Below are 13,806 nucleotides of genomic sequence, written 5' to 3' on the forward strand. Positions count from 1 at the left end.
CTGCGACATCCGCAAACAACGACGCCCCGGTGAAGGGGCGTCGTGACGATCACTTCGTATGCAGCTTACTTCTTCTTCGGAAGGTACAGGTCGGTGATGGTGCCGTCGTAGATCTCCGATGCCATCGCCACCGACTCGCTCAGGGTCGGGTGGGCGTGGATGGTGTGGCCGATGTCCTCGGCCTCGGCACCCATCTCGATGGCCAGGCCGATCTCGGCCAGCAGTTCACCGGCGTGCACGCCGACGATGGCGCCACCGATGACGCGGTGGGTTTCCTCATCGAAGATCAGCTTGGTGAAACCTTCGGTACGCGCGATGCCGATGGCACGACCGCTGGCCGCCCACGGGAACTTGGCCACGCCCACCTTCAGGCCCTTGGCCTTGGCCTCGGTCTCGGTGACGCCCACCCACGCGATCTCCGGGTTGGTGTAGGCCACCGACGGGATCACCCGCGCCACCCACTCCTTCTTCTCGCCGAAGGCCACTTCGGCCGCCAGCTTGCCTTCGTGCGTGGCCTTGTGGGCCAGCATCGGGTTACCGACGATGTCGCCGATGGCGAAGATGTGCGGCACGTTGGTGCGCATCTGGCGATCGACCGGGATGAAGCCGCGATCGGTGACTTCGACGCCGGCCTTGTCGGCATCGATCTTCCTGCCGTTGGCCGAGCGGCCGACGGCCACCAGCACGCGATCGAAGGTGCCGCTTTCCATCGCCGGCTTCTCGCCCTCGGTGGCGGCCTCGAAGGTGACGGTGATGCCCTTCTTGTCGGCGGTCACGCCCGAGGCCTTGGTCTTGAGGTGGACCTCGATGCCCTGCTTCTTCAGGCGGTCGGCCAGCGGCTTGACCAGGTCCTTGTCGGCGCCCGGCATCAGCTGGTCCATGAACTCGACCACGGTGACCTTGGCACCCAGCGCGCTGTACACGGTGGCCATTTCCAGGCCGATGATGCCGCCGCCGACGACCAGCAGCGAACCCGGCACTTCGGCCAGTTCCAGCGCGTCGGTGGAATCCATCACGCGCTTGTCGTCCCACGGGAAGTTCGGCAGCTTCACTGCCTGCGAACCGGCGGCGATGATGCACTGCTCGAAGCGCAGCAGCTGGGTCTTGCCGTCGTCGGCGGTGATTTCCAGCTCGTTGGCCGAGACGAACCTGGCCACGCCCTGCACGGTACGGATCTTGCGCTGCTTGGCCATGCCGGCCAGGCCCTTGGTCAGCTGGCCGACGACCTTTTCCTTATAGCTGCGCAGCTTGTCCAGGCTGATCTTCGGCGCGCCGTACGCGATGCCCAGTTCATCGGCATGCGCGGCATGGTCGATGATCTCGGCCGCGTGTAGCAGGGCCTTGGACGGGATGCAGCCGACGTTGAGGCAGACGCCACCGAGGCTGGCGTAGCGCTCGATCAGCACGGTGTCCATGCCCAGGTCGGCGGCGCGGAACGCGGCGGTATAGCCGCCCGGGCCAGCGCCCAGCACCACGATGCGGCATTCGATGTCGGCTGCGCGGCCGGTCGATGGCAGTGCCTTGGCGGCCACGGCCGGGTCCGGTGCGCGGTGCGACGGGGTCACCGGCGGCTTGCTGCCCGGGACGGCCTTGGCCGCTGCGGGTGCGGCACCGGCAGCCTCCAGCACCACCACCACGTCACCCTGTGAGAGCTTGTCGTCGAGCTTGACCTTGATTTCCTTGACCACGCCGTCGGCCGTGGACGGCACTTCCAGCGTGGCCTTGTCCGATTCCAGCGTCACCAGGCCCTGGTCCTTCTTCACCGTGTCGCCCACGGCCACCAGGATCTCGATCACCGGCACCTTGTCGTAATCACCGATGTCCGGAACCTTGATTTCAATCGTCGCCATTGTCTTCTCCTGTGGGCTCAGCCGGCGTCTTCGCCGTAGAACCGGTCATGCATCTTGTCGAGCGCGCGTTCGATGCCCTCGTAGCGCTTCTCGTATTTTTTGTCCTTGCTGTGCGCCAGCTCGACCAGCAGCGCAGCCTGCTCCAGCAGCTCCGCCAGTTGGCCGCAACCGGGCCGCAACCCGCTGTAACGCTCGCCGTTGATGGTGAAGGACACCACCTCGCCATCGGTCACCGGTGCACGTGCAGCCACTTCGGGCGTGGCCAGGGCACTGGCCCATGCCGCCACCAGGCGCTGGGCCAGTGCGTCGGGCAGGGGCGCCTGGGCGAACTCCGGCGACTGGTCCAGGCGCAGGTTCACGCCGCCACGGCTGGCGCCGCCGTCCCAGTTGTAGATGCGCTTGTCGGCCTGGCCGGCCAGCACCTGCCACTGGCTGCCGCCGGCGTCGCGCCGCAGCAGCACCTGGGTCTCCACGCCCCGCGCCGGCAACACCAGCAGCGACAGGCCGTCTTCGGCCTGGCCACCCAGCAGCTGCGCGGCAGCCTGGCCGTAGTTGCCCACCGCCGGCGGCCAGCCTTCGCCGACCACCGCTTCGCACTGGCGAGCGGCCAGGGCCGGCGAGGACGCCAGCCCCAGCAACGCGATCAACAGCGCCCGCTTGAGCGCGGCCGATGTCACAGCAGCACGCGCCGCATGTCGGCCAGCACCTGCGACAGGTACGTGGTGAAGCGTGCGGCCAGCGCGCCGTCGATGACGCGGTGGTCGTAGCTCAGCGACAGCGGCAGCAACAGCTTGGGGGCGAATTCCTTGCCGTTCCAGACCGGCTGGATCGAGGACTTGGACACGCCCAGGATGGCCACTTCCGGGGCATTGACGATCGGGGTGAAGGCGGTGCCGCCGATGCCCCCCAACGAGCTGATCGAGAAGCAGCCGCCGCTCATGTCGGCCGGGCCCAGCTTGCCGTCGCGCGCCTTCTTCGCCAGCTCGCCGGTTTCCTGCGCGATCTGCACCACACCCTTCTTGTCCACGTCGCGGATCACCGGCACGACCAGCCCGTTCGGCGTGTCGGCGGCGAAGCCGATGTGGAAGTACTTCTTCAGGGTGAGGTTCTCGCCGCTGGCATCGAGCGAGGCGTTGAACTCGGGGAACTTCTTCAGCGCCGCGGCGCTGGCCTTGATCAGGAAGGCGAGCATGGTCAGCTTGATGCCAGCCTTCTCGTTCTCCTTGTTCAGCGCCACGCGCAGGGCTTCCAGCTCGGTGATGTCGGCCTGGTCGAACTGGGTGACGTGCGGGATCATCGCCCAGTTGCGGGCCAGGTTGGCGCCGGAGATCTTCTTGATGCGCGACAGCGGCTGCACCTCGGTCTCGCCGAACTTGCTGAAGTCCACCTTCGGCCACGGCAGCAGGTTCAGGCCACCGCCGGCGGCGGCCGGTGCGGCACCGGCCACGGCCACGCCGCCGCTCAGGGCGCCCTTGACGAACTTCTGCACGTCGGCCTTGGTGATGCGGCCGCCCTTCTCGCTGCCCCCCACCTGGGCCAGGTCCACGCCCAGCTCACGGGCGAACACGCGCACCGCAGGGCTGGCATACGGCACCTTGGACGGCAACACGCCTTCGGCGTTGAACTGCACCGGCGGGGTCGCCGGGGTGCCGGCCGGCAGCGCGTCTTCCTGCTGGATCTCGCGCTGGGCCAGCTTGTCGGCCACCGGGGCAACAGCCACCGGTTCGACCTTGGCACCGGTCTCGGCGGTCGGCTCGACCTTGGCCGGCGCGGCCGGGGCAGCAGCGGCGGCCGGCTTGGCGGCGCTCTCCTCGGCCACTTCGATCACGGCCACGACCTTGCCCTCGGACAGGGTGTCACCCACCTTGACCTTGAGTTCCTTGACCACGCCGGCATAGGCGGACGGCACTTCCATCGTGGCCTTGTCCGATTCCAGCGTGACCAGGCCCTGGTCCTTCTTCACCGTGTCGCCGACGGCAACCAGGATCTCGATCACCGGAATGTCGCTGTAGTCACCGATATCGGGGACAAGTGCTTCCTTGATTTCGGCCATGAATAACTCCAGCAACAGTGAGGGAATCTCCTATTGTGGCGTCCCCGGGCCGCAGCGCCAACCGCCTCCACTGAATTCGCATACGTATGTCCCTGGACAGCCACGCCCCAAGCCCGGCCGGGCGCGACGGTTGTCCCAGCCAGGCCATCAATACTGACCCGAACGGTTGTCCCTGATGTCCTGCCCGTCAACGGCCACGGGCCGTTGGGGCAGCTTGCGCGCCGGTTTCCAGCCACGGCTGCAGTGGCGCCCAGGCCGCGCACAGGCGCGGCAATGTCCATGCCGCGTTGGCCGGACTGGTGGAAGGCAGCGCCAGCACCGGCAGCGCAGCCGCCAAAGGCGGCAAAGCCGGGGACACCCAGCGCCGGAACGCCGCGGCGGCGGCACCGCCATTGCAGGCGATGGCGCGCAGCCCGGGCAGGCCCTGGATCAGCGTCGGCAGCGCATTGGGCACTTCGCTGCCCCGCTCGATGGCCGCATCCAGGCTGCCACTGCGCCGGCACTGGCCGATCACGTCCCAGACGCCGACCCCGGACTGCAACAGGCAGTGCAGGCGCTGTGTGTACTCCAGCGCGGGATCGAATCCGCACAACGCGCCCATCAACGGCCAGAAGCGGTTGCGCGGATGCGCGTAGTAACGCGCCTGCTGCAGTGACACCGCGCCCGGCATCGAACCCAGCACCAGCACCCGGCAATCCGCATTCACCTGCGCAGGCAATCCCTGCAGTAGCTGTTCGTCCATCACGCGCGCCACAACATCGTGAACGGACTTTGGGTGGTTTGTCCCGATTTCATGGGGTTTCGTCCATTGCTTACTGAACGCATGCACAGAAAAAACCCCATGCGTACAGAGCGATTCATCTTCGCATCGCTAGGGTTTGCCACGCCCCGCAACGAGGGCCTCGAAAACAACAATGTCCCGATAGAGAGACGAGGAGTTTGTCATGCGTTCGATCAAGATTCTGAGCCTTGCCACCCTGGGCGCGCTTGCGCTTTCTTCCACTGCGTTCGCGCAGGACGGCACGGCTGACACTGCATCGGGCAAGCATTTTGCCGTGGTTGGCGGCGTTGCGCTGCTGCAGCCCAAGAGCGATCCGGTGGACGGCATCGACAAGTTCGATGGCGGCCCGGCCCCGACGCTGAGCGCCAGCTACTACTTCAACGACAACATCGCCGTGGAACTGTGGGGTGCTGCCGACAAGTTCAACCACCGCGTGCGCACCGATGGCGGCGCCAAGGCCGGCTCGGTCGAGCAGCAGCCGATCGCGCTGAGCGCGCAGTACCACTTCGGCGCGGCTGACAACGTGTTCCGCCCGTTCGTGGGCGTGGGCTACTACGAGTCGAACTTCAGCAACGAGAAGATCGATGGCCTGTCCGGCACCGGCGACCACGTCGCCGTGGAAACCGCCAAGGGCGCCATCGGCACCGTCGGCGTGGACATGAACATCAACTCCACCTGGTTCGCCCGTGCCGATGCACGCTACATGCACGCCCGTCCGGAACTGCGCGTCGCCGGCGCCGGCACCGGCCAGGACCTGAAGCTGGACCCGTGGACCGTGGGCTTTGGTATCGGCGCCCGCTTCTGATTCATCCAGAACAAAACAGTGGTTGATTCAACAGGCACGGACCGTTCGCGGTCCGTGCCTGTCTTCGTTCACGCAGCCGCAGGGCGGCTTCACGGGGTGCCGTCTTCGCTCCATTGCAGGGCGAGGTAGTCGAAGCCGGATTGCAGGCGTGGCTTGATCACGTCGAAGAACGGCGAGACGTCGAAGTCGCGCGGCGTGTACAGGCTGTAGTTGCGGATGTGCAGGATCTCCAGCCGCTGTTCGCGGCCACCGGCCTGCTCCAGCACCGTTTCGATCTCGGGCAGGATCGGGTAGCGGATCGACTCGAATGCCTGCGCCAGCAAGGTCGAGCAGATCGCCTTGGTCGGTTCGCCGCTGCCCAGCGCGATCAGGCGCCGGCGCATGTTGCCGGGCACGGGCGGCTGGCGGATCAGGTAACGGGCCAGGTCGAACACGTTCTTCAGGTCGTAGCTGTAGCCCAGCCGTGCACGCATGAATGCGACCAGCTGTTCCACCACCATCGGCGCCAGCCCCTGTGGACGGCAGATGCGCGTGTGCTGGTGGGCGAACTCGCTGAGCGGAATGCGCCGCACGCCCTGCTCCACGTCCACGTCGATCAGCATCGGCTGCGGCCGCCCGCCTTCGTGCAATGGCTCCTCGCCGATGTACAGCGCGGCGTGCGACCAGGTGGACTGGGTGAGGTACTTGATCGCCGTGGCGAAGCGGCTGTTGCCTTCCACCAGCAGCACGTCGCCGCGTCGCAGCGTCCGCGCCAGCAACGCCGGGTCGCTGGTGGACGGCCGCATCTGGCGACGCCGTGGCTGGGCGAGGAAATGCGCCATCCGGCGTCCCAGCAGGTTCAACACGCCCATGGATACCCCCGGCAGGATCGTTGCACCAGCCTACCGGCAGCCCGGCGTGGCCGCCATGGATCAGCGCATGCTGCGGTCGTGGCGACGGTAGCGCAGGTGATGCCGTACCCGTCGCCGCAGCAACAGTGCGTACATGCCGGCATAGCCCAGCAGCAGGGCCGCCATCGCCAGCAGGCCGGCATGGCTGAGCCAGCCGCTTTGCGGCCAGGCCACGCCGTTCACCGAGGCCTGCCATCCCTGCACCAGGCCTGCCACCAGGCGCACCACGATCATCAGGGTCAACAGCAGCACCAGCGCCGTGCTGGGCTTGTAGAACAGCACGTCCGGACCCGGGTCGAACTGCGTGAGCCGGTAGCCCAGCACGCCGACCAGCAGCCCCACCAGCCATCCCAGGGCGGCATAGGCCCAGGCGTTGGTCCACCAGAAGCCGGCGATGGCGGTGAACACCACGAACATCACGGTCGAGACCAGCGTGCCCCAGAAATTGAAGGTGACCAGCCAGGGCCGCGCCTGGCGTCGCGCGCCACCATTGCGCACGCGCTGCCACAGCGACAGCGGCAACAGCAGCAGCGTGATCGCAACGAAGACCAGCAGCCCCAACGGCAGGGCGAACAGCATCGGCATGGTGTCAGGGTCCGTTCGTGATGCAGCGGGAACGGGGAGCATAGGCCGGCGCGCGTGATGGCCGGTAGAGCGGAGCCATGCCCCGCCGGGACTTCACCGGGCACGCCCCTGCCGCGCGTGGCCCGGCACGAGCGGTGCGTGGGTCAGAATGCCGGCAGTACCGCGCCCTTGTACTTCTGCTCGATGAAGGCCTTCACTTCCGGGCTGGTCAGGGCCTTGGCCAGCTTCTGCACGCGGGCGTCGTCCTTGTTGTCCGGGCGCGCGACCAGGAAATTCACGTAGGGCGAATCGCTGCTCTCGATGGCCAGCGCATCCTTGGTCGGGTTCAGGCCCGCATCCAGCGCGTAGTTGGTGTTGATCAGGGCCAGGTCGACCTGGTCGAGCACGCGCGGCAGCATCGCCGAGTCCAGCTCGCGGAACTTCAGGCCCTTGGGGTTCTCGACGATGTCACGCTGGGTGGACAGTGCGTTGGACGGGTCCTTGAGCTTGATGACGCCGGCCTTGTCCAGCAGGATCAGCGCGCGGCTGTTGTTGCTGGGGTCGTTCGGGATCACCACGTCGGCGCCGCTGGGCAGTTCGGCCAGCGAGGTGAAGCGACGCGAATAGGCACCGAACGGTTCGATGTGCACGCCGGTGACGGTGACCAGGTCGGTCTTGCGGTCACGGTTGTAGGCCTGCAGGTACGGCTCGGTCTGGAAGTAGTTCACGTCCACCTGCTTCTGCACCAGCTGGTCGTTGGGCTGCACGTAGTCGTTGAACACGCGCACGTCGAGCGTGACGCCTTCCTTCTGCATCAGCGGCTTGACCACTTCCAGGATCTCGGCGTGTGGCACGGCGGTGGCCGCAACCACCAGCCTGGACTCATCCGCGGCCGGCTTGCCGCAGGCCGAAAGCGCCAGCGCGGCGGCGAACAGGGGGAAGGCGAGCAGCTTTTTCATAGGAATCAGGATCCCGTGGGGAAGGATGGTGGACGGCATACCGTAACAGGCCCGCCGCGCGGACGACGCACGGCCGGGCGCGGCTTACTTGCGGCTGTAGTGCGCGACCAGCCGGTCGCCGGCCATCTGCAGCAACTGGACCAGCACCAGCAGCAGCACCACGGTGACCAGCGCCACGTCGGTGTGCGAGCGCTGGTAGCCATCGCGGAAGGCCAGGTCCCCCAGGCCACCGGAACCGATCGCACCGCCCATCGCGGTGAAGCCGATCAGCGCGATGGTGGTGACCGTGGCGCCGGCGATCAGGCCCGGGCGCGCCTCCGGCAGCAGTACCTTGAACACCAGCTGGCGGGTGGTCGCCCCCATCGCCTGGCTGGCTTCGATCACGCCGCGGTCCACTTCGCGCAAGGCGGTTTCGACCAGGCGCGCATAGAACGGCGCGGCGCCGACGACCAGCGGCAGGATCGCGCCGCGCACGCCCAGCGAGGTGCCCATCAGGCCCAGCGTGACCGGGATCAGCACGATCATCAGGATGATGAAGGGCACCGAGCGCAGCAGGTTCACCAGCAGCGCCAGCACGCCGTAGACCACCGGCTTGCGGTGCAGCTGCGGCGAACCGGTCAGGAACAGCAGCACACCCAGCGGCAGGCCGATGGCCATGGTCAGCGGCAACGAGCCGGCCAGCATCAGCAGGGTGTCCAGGGTAGCCTGGCCGATGTCGGCCCACTTGCCGGCATCGAGGTGGCGGAAGAAGCCGCCTGCGGTCGCGAACATCATTGGCGCAGCTCCTCCACGTGTACGCCGGCGCCGGCGAACACCGCCAGCGCCGCGTCCTGGTCACCCCCGACCAGTGCGACGGTCAGCTGGCCATAGGGCGTGTCCTTGATCCGGTCGATGCGGCCGGACAGGATGTTGTAGTCCACCCCGGTCTCGCGCGCGATGCGGCCCAGCAGCGGTTCGTAGGTGTCATTGCCGAGGAAGGTCAGGCGCACGATGCGGCCGTTGACCGCGGCGTAGTCGCGCAGCTGCTCGCCTTCGTCCACGTGCTCGGACTCGGACACGAAGCGGCGGGTGGTGGGATGCTGCGGGTGCAGGAACACATCGGTCACCGGGCCCATCTCGACCAGGTGCCCGGCATCGAGCACGGCCACGCGGTCGCAGACACGGCGGATCACGTCCATCTCGTGGGTGATCAGCACGATGGTCAGGCCCAGCTCGCGGTTGATCTTGCCCAACAGCGACAGCACCGAGGCGGTGGTCTGCGGATCCAGCGCGCTGGTGGCCTCGTCGCACAGCAGGATCTGCGGGCGCGTGGCCAGCGCACGGGCGATGCCCACGCGCTGCTTCTGGCCGCCGGACAGCTGCGCCGGGTACTTGCTGGCATGGGCTTCCAGGCCCACGGTGCGCAGCAGTTCGGCGACGCGCGCATCGATCTCGGCCTGCGCGGTGCCGGCCAGTTCCAGCGGGAAGGCGACATTGGCCGCCACCGTGCGCGAGGACAGCAGGTTGAAGTGCTGGAAGATCATGCCGATACGGCGGCGCAGCGCACGCAGGCCGGCATCGTCCAGCGCGGTGGCGTCCTGCCCGTCGATGAGCACGCGGCCGCCACTGGGTTCTTCCAGGCGGTTGATCAGGCGGATCAGGGTGGACTTGCCGGCACCGGAATGGCCGATGATGCCGAATACCTCGCCGGCCTCGATCGTCAGATCAAGCGGATGCAGCGCGGTGATCGCGCGACCATCGACGACATAGGACTTCTGCAGGTTCTGGAACGCGATCACTGCCTGGGCAACCGGGGGGACAGAATGGGGGGCGTGCAGCCTAGCAGCGCCGACCGCCCGGCGCGCGTGCTGATGGACGGAAGCTTATTCCTTTTGGCTCTAAGCTGGCATCTCCGGGGCTGCGGCTGGCCCACCGGGCCCCATCCCGACCCGGGCGCTGCCCTGCCCCCTCCCCTGGACGCAGCCCAAGGGGACAACAGGGGAGGATGGCTTCGGGCCCGGCCGGAAAGGCCTCACCGGGATTGCCTGCCTATGTGCGGCCGGCGCGGGCTCAGGGATGGTCGACCGGTCCGGCCCGATGGGCCTGCTGGACCCGCTCGCGGTGCAGCAGGTACAGGCCGCTGGCGACGATGATCGCCGCGCCGACCCAGGTCCAGCGATCGGGCAGCTTGTCCCACAGCATCAGGTCCCAGCCGATCACCCAGACCAGCCCGGTGTACTCCAGCGGCGCGATCAGCGAGGCCTGGCCGAGCTGGAACGCCTTGGTCAGCGCGATCTGGCCCAGCGCCCCGGCCAGGCCCATGCCGGCGATCAGCGCGGCGTGCTTCCACTGCAGCGGTTGCCACTGCGGCCAGGCCAGCAGGCCCGCACCCACCGCCATGATCAGCAGGAACCACACCACCATCGACTGCGGGGTATCGGTGCGGGTCAGCAGGCTGACCGTCACCGCGGCGATCGCGTAGGCCGTGGCCGCGATCAGCACCATCAACCCGGGGAAGGAGATGAAACCATCCACGCCCGGGCGCAGCACCACCATCACGCCGAGCAGGCCGATGCCGATGGCCACCCAGCGGCGCGGCCCCACGTACTCGCCCAGCAACGGCACCGACAGCGCGGCCACCAGCAACGGGGCGACGAAGTAGATCGTGTAGGCGGTGGACAACGGCAGCGTGCGCAGCGCGTAGACGAAGCAACCGATCATCACCATGCCCAGCACGCCGCGCAGCAGGTGCAGGCCCCAGCGCACCGGGATGATCGAACGCGGGCCAGCGGTCATCAGCACCCACACCAGCACGAACGGCAACGAGGCCGCGCCACGCAGCGTGGTCACCTGCAGGGTGGGATAGCTTTCGGCCAGCATCTTCATGCCGGCATCCATCAGCGAAAAGAAGGCGACGGCGGCCAGCATCCAGATGATGGCGCGCGCGGGGGATTTGGTCACGGACATGGATCGATTATCCGCTGTCGCGCGCATTATCGGTAACCCCGGCCGGTGCGCTATGTTCAGCCCACATCGTGCCGGGAGATTCCCATGCAAGCGAAGTGTCCGCGGTTGCCCGTTCCCCTCCGCCCGTTGCTGGCCTGCCTGTTGGCCGCACTGCCCTGGCCGTCGCTGGCCGGTGAGGTTCCCGACCCGCTTGCGCTGGCCCAGCTGGACGGCTTCGCGCTGGGCGTGGAAGCGGCCGGCAAGTTCTCCGGCGTGGTGCTGGTGGCCAACGGCGACATGGTGCTGTTCGAGAAGGCCTACGGCCTGCGCGACGAGAACGGCGATGCGCCGCTGCAGGCCGGTGACCGCCTGAACTTCGCCTCGGCCGGCAAGATGTTCACCAGCGTGGCGGTGTTGCAGCAGGTGGCCGCGGGCAAGCTCGGCCTGGACTCGCCGGTCGGGCAGGTGCTCAAGGACTATCCGAACCGGGCATTCGCCGACGGGGTAACCGTCCGGCAACTGCTCACCCACAGCGCCGGCGCCGGTGACATCGAGGAGCTGTTCGGTGCCACGCATTCCGCAGAGCGCGCCCGGCTGCGGACGCTGGCCGACATGATCGCGCTGCACGGTGGCCGTGCCCCGGAGTTCACGCCCGGCACGCAGCAGAAGTACGGCAACTACGGCTACATCGTGCTCGGCAGGATGGTCGAGGTACTGTCCGGGCAGGACTTCGAAAGTTACATCCGGCAGCACGTCCTCGCACCGGCCGGCATGACCCGGACCGGCTTCGTGGACTGCGGCGACCCGGCCCCCGACCTGGCCGCGGGCTACGTGGAGGTGGACGGCAAGCGCGTGCGCAACTGCGCCACGCTGCCGGCGCGCGGTTTTGCCGCCGGCGGCGAGGTGGGTACCGCGCGCGACCTGCTGCGCTTCGTGCAGGCGTTGAACGCAGGCAAGCTGCTGCCTCCTGCCCTGCTGGCCGAGGCCACGCGCACCCAGCGCGAGTTCATGGGGCTGGGGTTCTTTGCCACCGGCTATGGCGAAGGCGTGCCGGAGCGCGATTTCCGCTGGGGCCATGGCGGCAGCGCCGACGGCATCTGCACCGACGTGCGCCACTACCCGCGCACCGGCGAGACGGTGGTGGTGTTGTCCAACAAGGACGCCCCGGCCTGCTATGCGGTGTCCAACCTGCTGCATGCGCAGTGGAAGGGGCCCTGAACGCCGGCGCATCATGGCGGTGCTCTACCGGGGTGCAAGGCATCGCCTAGAATGGCGGCGGTTTTCATTGAACGGAGTTGCCCCATGCCTTCTTTTGACGTCGTTTCCGAAGTTGACAAGCACGAGCTGACCAACGCCATCGACCAGGCCAACCGCGAGCTGTCCACCCGCTTCGATTTCAAGGGCGTGGATGCCAAGTTCGACCTGGAGGACGAGAAGCTGATCAAGCTCACCGCGCCCACCGACTTCCAGCTCAAGCAGATGGCCGACATCCTGCGCCTGCGCCTGTCCGCGCGGAACATCGACTTCCGCTGCATGGAGTTCGGCGACATCGAGACCAACCTGGGCGGTGCACGCCAGCAGGTCACGGTCAAGCAGGGCATCGAGCAGAAGCTGGCCAAGCAGATCGCCGCCAGGATCAAGGAAGCCAAGATCAAGGTCGACACCCAGATCAACGGCGACAAGCTGCGCGTGAACGGCAAGAAGCGCGACGACCTGCAGGAAGTGATCGCGCTGCTGAAGAAGGGTGAGTTCGAGCAGCCGCTGCAGTTCGACAACTTCCGCGATTGATCCAACGCCGCGGCAGGGTCAGTCGCCCTGCTGCAGCTTGCGGTACAGCGTGGTGCGCGAGATGCCGAGCCGGCGCGCGGCAGCGCTGACATTGCCCTGGTGCAGTTGCATGGCTTCATGCACCGCACGCGTGCCCTGCGCACGCAGCGAGCCCTGCCCCGCCTGCCGGGCCGCCTCCGGGATGGCGATGCTGCCGCGCCGCGGCACCGGCGGGCGCAGGTACTGCACGTACACCGCCCGGTCCTCGCTGACCGACACGCGTCGCGCCGCCCCGGCCTGCAGCAGGCGCCGCCGCTGGTGCACGTTGGCCGCGGCGAACAGGCCTTCCAGCATCAGCGCCGGCAAGGGGCCACGCCGTGGCAGGTCAAGCAGGCGCCGGGCGATGCGGTTGGCGGCACGGACGCGCCCGTTCTCCTCCACCGCCAGCAGCCCCTGGAACGGGGTATGCAGCCAGCGTGGATCATGCTGCAGGGCCAGCAGGTGGCACGGGCGGCATTCGAGCATCAACCGGTTCTCCACCGACAACGCCGCCTGGCGGAAGTAGTCCAGCAGCAGCGCGGCGTTGCGGTCGCCGTTGCCGGTGATGTCCAGCGCGCCCAGCACCTGGCCTTCCAGCCCATGCAGCGGCACGCTCAGGCAGAAGGTGTGCGCGAAGTGGTCCAGGTAGTGTTCGTTGCCTCGCACCAGCACCGGCAGGTCATCGGCCAGCGCGCAGCTGGGGGCTGTGGTGCCCAGGTGCGACTCGCGCAGCCGCCGGCCGAGCTGGATCGAGCGCAGCAGCGGCGAATCGGTCAGGCCGTGCTCGCGCTGGGCCACGATCCATCCCTGTGCATTCACGCAGAACAGGGTCCAGTGGCGGCCGCCGAACGCGGCCCACAGCCGGTCCAGTTCATGCTGCACGCAGCGTGCCAGGCGCCGGTCGTCCGGGTGCTCCGGCGGTGGTGGACGGGCGATGCGCGGCTGCAGCAGCGGGGCCTCGCGCGGCGCGATGCCGGCCTGCCGCGAGCGTTGCCACGAGCGCAGCAGCGGGGGCGGCAGCAGGTGGACGGGCAGCGGCCCGCCTTCGGCGAACGCGTGGCGCGCATGGGCCAGCTGTTGCTGGCGCTCCTGGATGATCCCGGTCATCACGGCGACTCCTGCGGCTGGGCGCGGCGGCGGCCTGCCCGCGTTGTGTGCATTCCCGACACCTCG

14 protein-coding genes are annotated in these 13,806 nt (G+C 67.9%); 3 read left to right on the forward strand and 11 right to left on the reverse strand.

Annotated elements, in window-relative coordinates:
* Positions 1-65: 65 nt before the first annotated feature.
* The 4 genes from lpdA to IB227_RS13230 form a co-directional block, all read right to left on the reverse strand.
* Positions 66-1,850 carry a dihydrolipoyl dehydrogenase gene (lpdA, locus tag IB227_RS13215; protein ID WP_192287758.1) on the reverse strand — a complete coding sequence of 595 codons (1,785 nt, stop codon included), beginning with the start codon at positions 1,848-1,850 and terminating at the stop codon, positions 66-68.
* A gap of 17 nt (positions 1,851-1,867) precedes the next feature.
* Entirely contained in the window at positions 1,868-2,527 is a 660-nt protein-coding gene (locus IB227_RS13220) for a hypothetical protein (RefSeq protein WP_192287759.1), read from the reverse strand.
* Positions 2,524-3,903, reverse strand: coding sequence for a dihydrolipoyllysine-residue acetyltransferase (gene aceF / locus IB227_RS13225; protein ID WP_192287760.1), 1,380 nt, complete (start codon positions 3,901-3,903; stop codon positions 2,524-2,526). The genes IB227_RS13220 and aceF overlap by 4 nt, the downstream gene beginning before the upstream one ends.
* A gap of 187 nt (positions 3,904-4,090) precedes the next feature.
* Entirely contained in the window at positions 4,091-4,645 is a 555-nt protein-coding gene (locus IB227_RS13230) for a DNA-deoxyinosine glycosylase (protein WP_192287761.1), read from the reverse strand.
* A gap of 202 nt (positions 4,646-4,847) precedes the next feature.
* Here IB227_RS13230 and IB227_RS13235 point away from each other — a divergent pair, with 202 nt between their 5' ends.
* Positions 4,848-5,489, forward strand: a complete 642-nt coding sequence (locus IB227_RS13235; protein ID WP_132865781.1) for an OmpW family outer membrane protein — start codon at positions 4,848-4,850, stop codon at positions 5,487-5,489.
* An 89-nt stretch (positions 5,490-5,578) separates the two neighbouring features.
* Here IB227_RS13235 and IB227_RS13240 read toward each other — a convergent pair whose 3' ends face one another.
* The 6 genes from IB227_RS13240 to IB227_RS13265 form a co-directional block, all read right to left on the reverse strand.
* Positions 5,579-6,340 (reverse strand): YiiX/YebB-like N1pC/P60 family cysteine hydrolase, encoded by a 762-nt coding sequence (locus tag IB227_RS13240; protein ID WP_132865782.1) that lies wholly within the window; start codon positions 6,338-6,340, stop codon positions 5,579-5,581.
* 60 nt (positions 6,341-6,400) lie between these two features.
* Positions 6,401-6,964 carry a CcdC protein domain-containing protein gene (locus tag IB227_RS13245; protein ID WP_192287762.1) on the reverse strand — a complete coding sequence of 188 codons (564 nt, stop codon included), beginning with the start codon at positions 6,962-6,964 and terminating at the stop codon, positions 6,401-6,403.
* A gap of 143 nt (positions 6,965-7,107) precedes the next feature.
* Entirely contained in the window at positions 7,108-7,902 is a 795-nt protein-coding gene (locus IB227_RS13250; protein WP_192287763.1) for a MetQ/NlpA family ABC transporter substrate-binding protein, read from the reverse strand.
* A gap of 84 nt (positions 7,903-7,986) precedes the next feature.
* Positions 7,987-8,676: a methionine ABC transporter permease gene (locus IB227_RS13255; protein WP_192287764.1), complete on the reverse strand. Its 690-nt coding sequence runs from the start codon at positions 8,674-8,676 to the stop codon at positions 7,987-7,989.
* On the reverse strand, positions 8,673-9,680 hold the full coding sequence (locus tag IB227_RS13260; protein ID WP_192287765.1) for a methionine ABC transporter ATP-binding protein: 1,008 nt from the start codon (positions 9,678-9,680) through the stop codon (positions 8,673-8,675). The genes IB227_RS13255 and IB227_RS13260 overlap by 4 nt, the downstream gene beginning before the upstream one ends.
* Positions 9,681-9,951: 271 nt before the next feature.
* Complete coding sequence (locus IB227_RS13265; protein WP_192287766.1) at positions 9,952-10,848, reverse strand: DMT family transporter; 897 nt, start codon at positions 10,846-10,848, stop codon at positions 9,952-9,954.
* A gap of 105 nt (positions 10,849-10,953) precedes the next feature.
* Between IB227_RS13265 and IB227_RS13270 the strand changes: the two genes are divergently transcribed.
* Entirely contained in the window at positions 10,954-12,045 is a 1,092-nt protein-coding gene (locus tag IB227_RS13270) for a serine hydrolase domain-containing protein (RefSeq protein WP_192287767.1), read from the forward strand.
* 84 nt (positions 12,046-12,129) lie between these two features.
* On the forward strand, positions 12,130-12,615 hold the full coding sequence (locus tag IB227_RS13275; protein WP_132865789.1) for a YajQ family cyclic di-GMP-binding protein: 486 nt from the start codon (positions 12,130-12,132) through the stop codon (positions 12,613-12,615).
* 18 nt (positions 12,616-12,633) lie between these two features.
* Here IB227_RS13275 and IB227_RS13280 read toward each other — a convergent pair whose 3' ends face one another.
* Complete coding sequence (locus IB227_RS13280; RefSeq protein ID WP_192287768.1) at positions 12,634-13,740, reverse strand: helix-turn-helix domain-containing protein; 1,107 nt, start codon at positions 13,738-13,740, stop codon at positions 12,634-12,636.
* Positions 13,741-13,806: the final 66 nt, after the last annotated feature.

Origin of the sequence: Stenotrophomonas sp. STM01 (assembly GCF_014852135.1) — a bacterium.
GTDB lineage: Bacteria > Pseudomonadota > Gammaproteobacteria > Xanthomonadales > Xanthomonadaceae > Stenotrophomonas > Stenotrophomonas capsici.

Bases quoted from the DNA above. Each gene is read 5' to 3' on its own strand.
- aceF (WP_192287760.1), bottom strand. From the start codon at position 3,903: ATGGCCGAAATCAAGGAAGCACTTGTCCCCGATATCGGTGACTACAGC.
- IB227_RS13255 (WP_192287764.1), bottom strand. From the start codon at position 8,676: ATGATGTTCGCGACCGCAGGCGGCTTCTTCCGCCACCTCGATGCCGGC.
- IB227_RS13280 (WP_192287768.1), bottom strand. From the start codon at position 13,740: ATGACCGGGATCATCCAGGAGCGCCAGCAACAGCTGGCCCATGCGCGC.
- IB227_RS13235 (WP_132865781.1), top strand. From the start codon at position 4,848: ATGCGTTCGATCAAGATTCTGAGCCTTGCCACCCTGGGCGCGCTTGCG.
- IB227_RS13275 (WP_132865789.1), top strand. From the start codon at position 12,130: ATGCCTTCTTTTGACGTCGTTTCCGAAGTTGACAAGCACGAGCTGACC.
- IB227_RS13250 (WP_192287763.1), bottom strand. From the start codon at position 7,902: ATGAAAAAGCTGCTCGCCTTCCCCCTGTTCGCCGCCGCGCTGGCGCTT.
- IB227_RS13230 (WP_192287761.1), bottom strand. From the start codon at position 4,645: ATGGACGAACAGCTACTGCAGGGATTGCCTGCGCAGGTGAATGCGGAT.
- IB227_RS13245 (WP_192287762.1), bottom strand. From the start codon at position 6,964: ATGCCGATGCTGTTCGCCCTGCCGTTGGGGCTGCTGGTCTTCGTTGCG.
- IB227_RS13265 (WP_192287766.1), bottom strand. From the start codon at position 10,848: ATGTCCGTGACCAAATCCCCCGCGCGCGCCATCATCTGGATGCTGGCC.
- IB227_RS13240 (WP_132865782.1), bottom strand. From the start codon at position 6,340: ATGGGCGTGTTGAACCTGCTGGGACGCCGGATGGCGCATTTCCTCGCC.
- lpdA (WP_192287758.1), bottom strand. From the start codon at position 1,850: ATGGCGACGATTGAAATCAAGGTTCCGGACATCGGTGATTACGACAAG.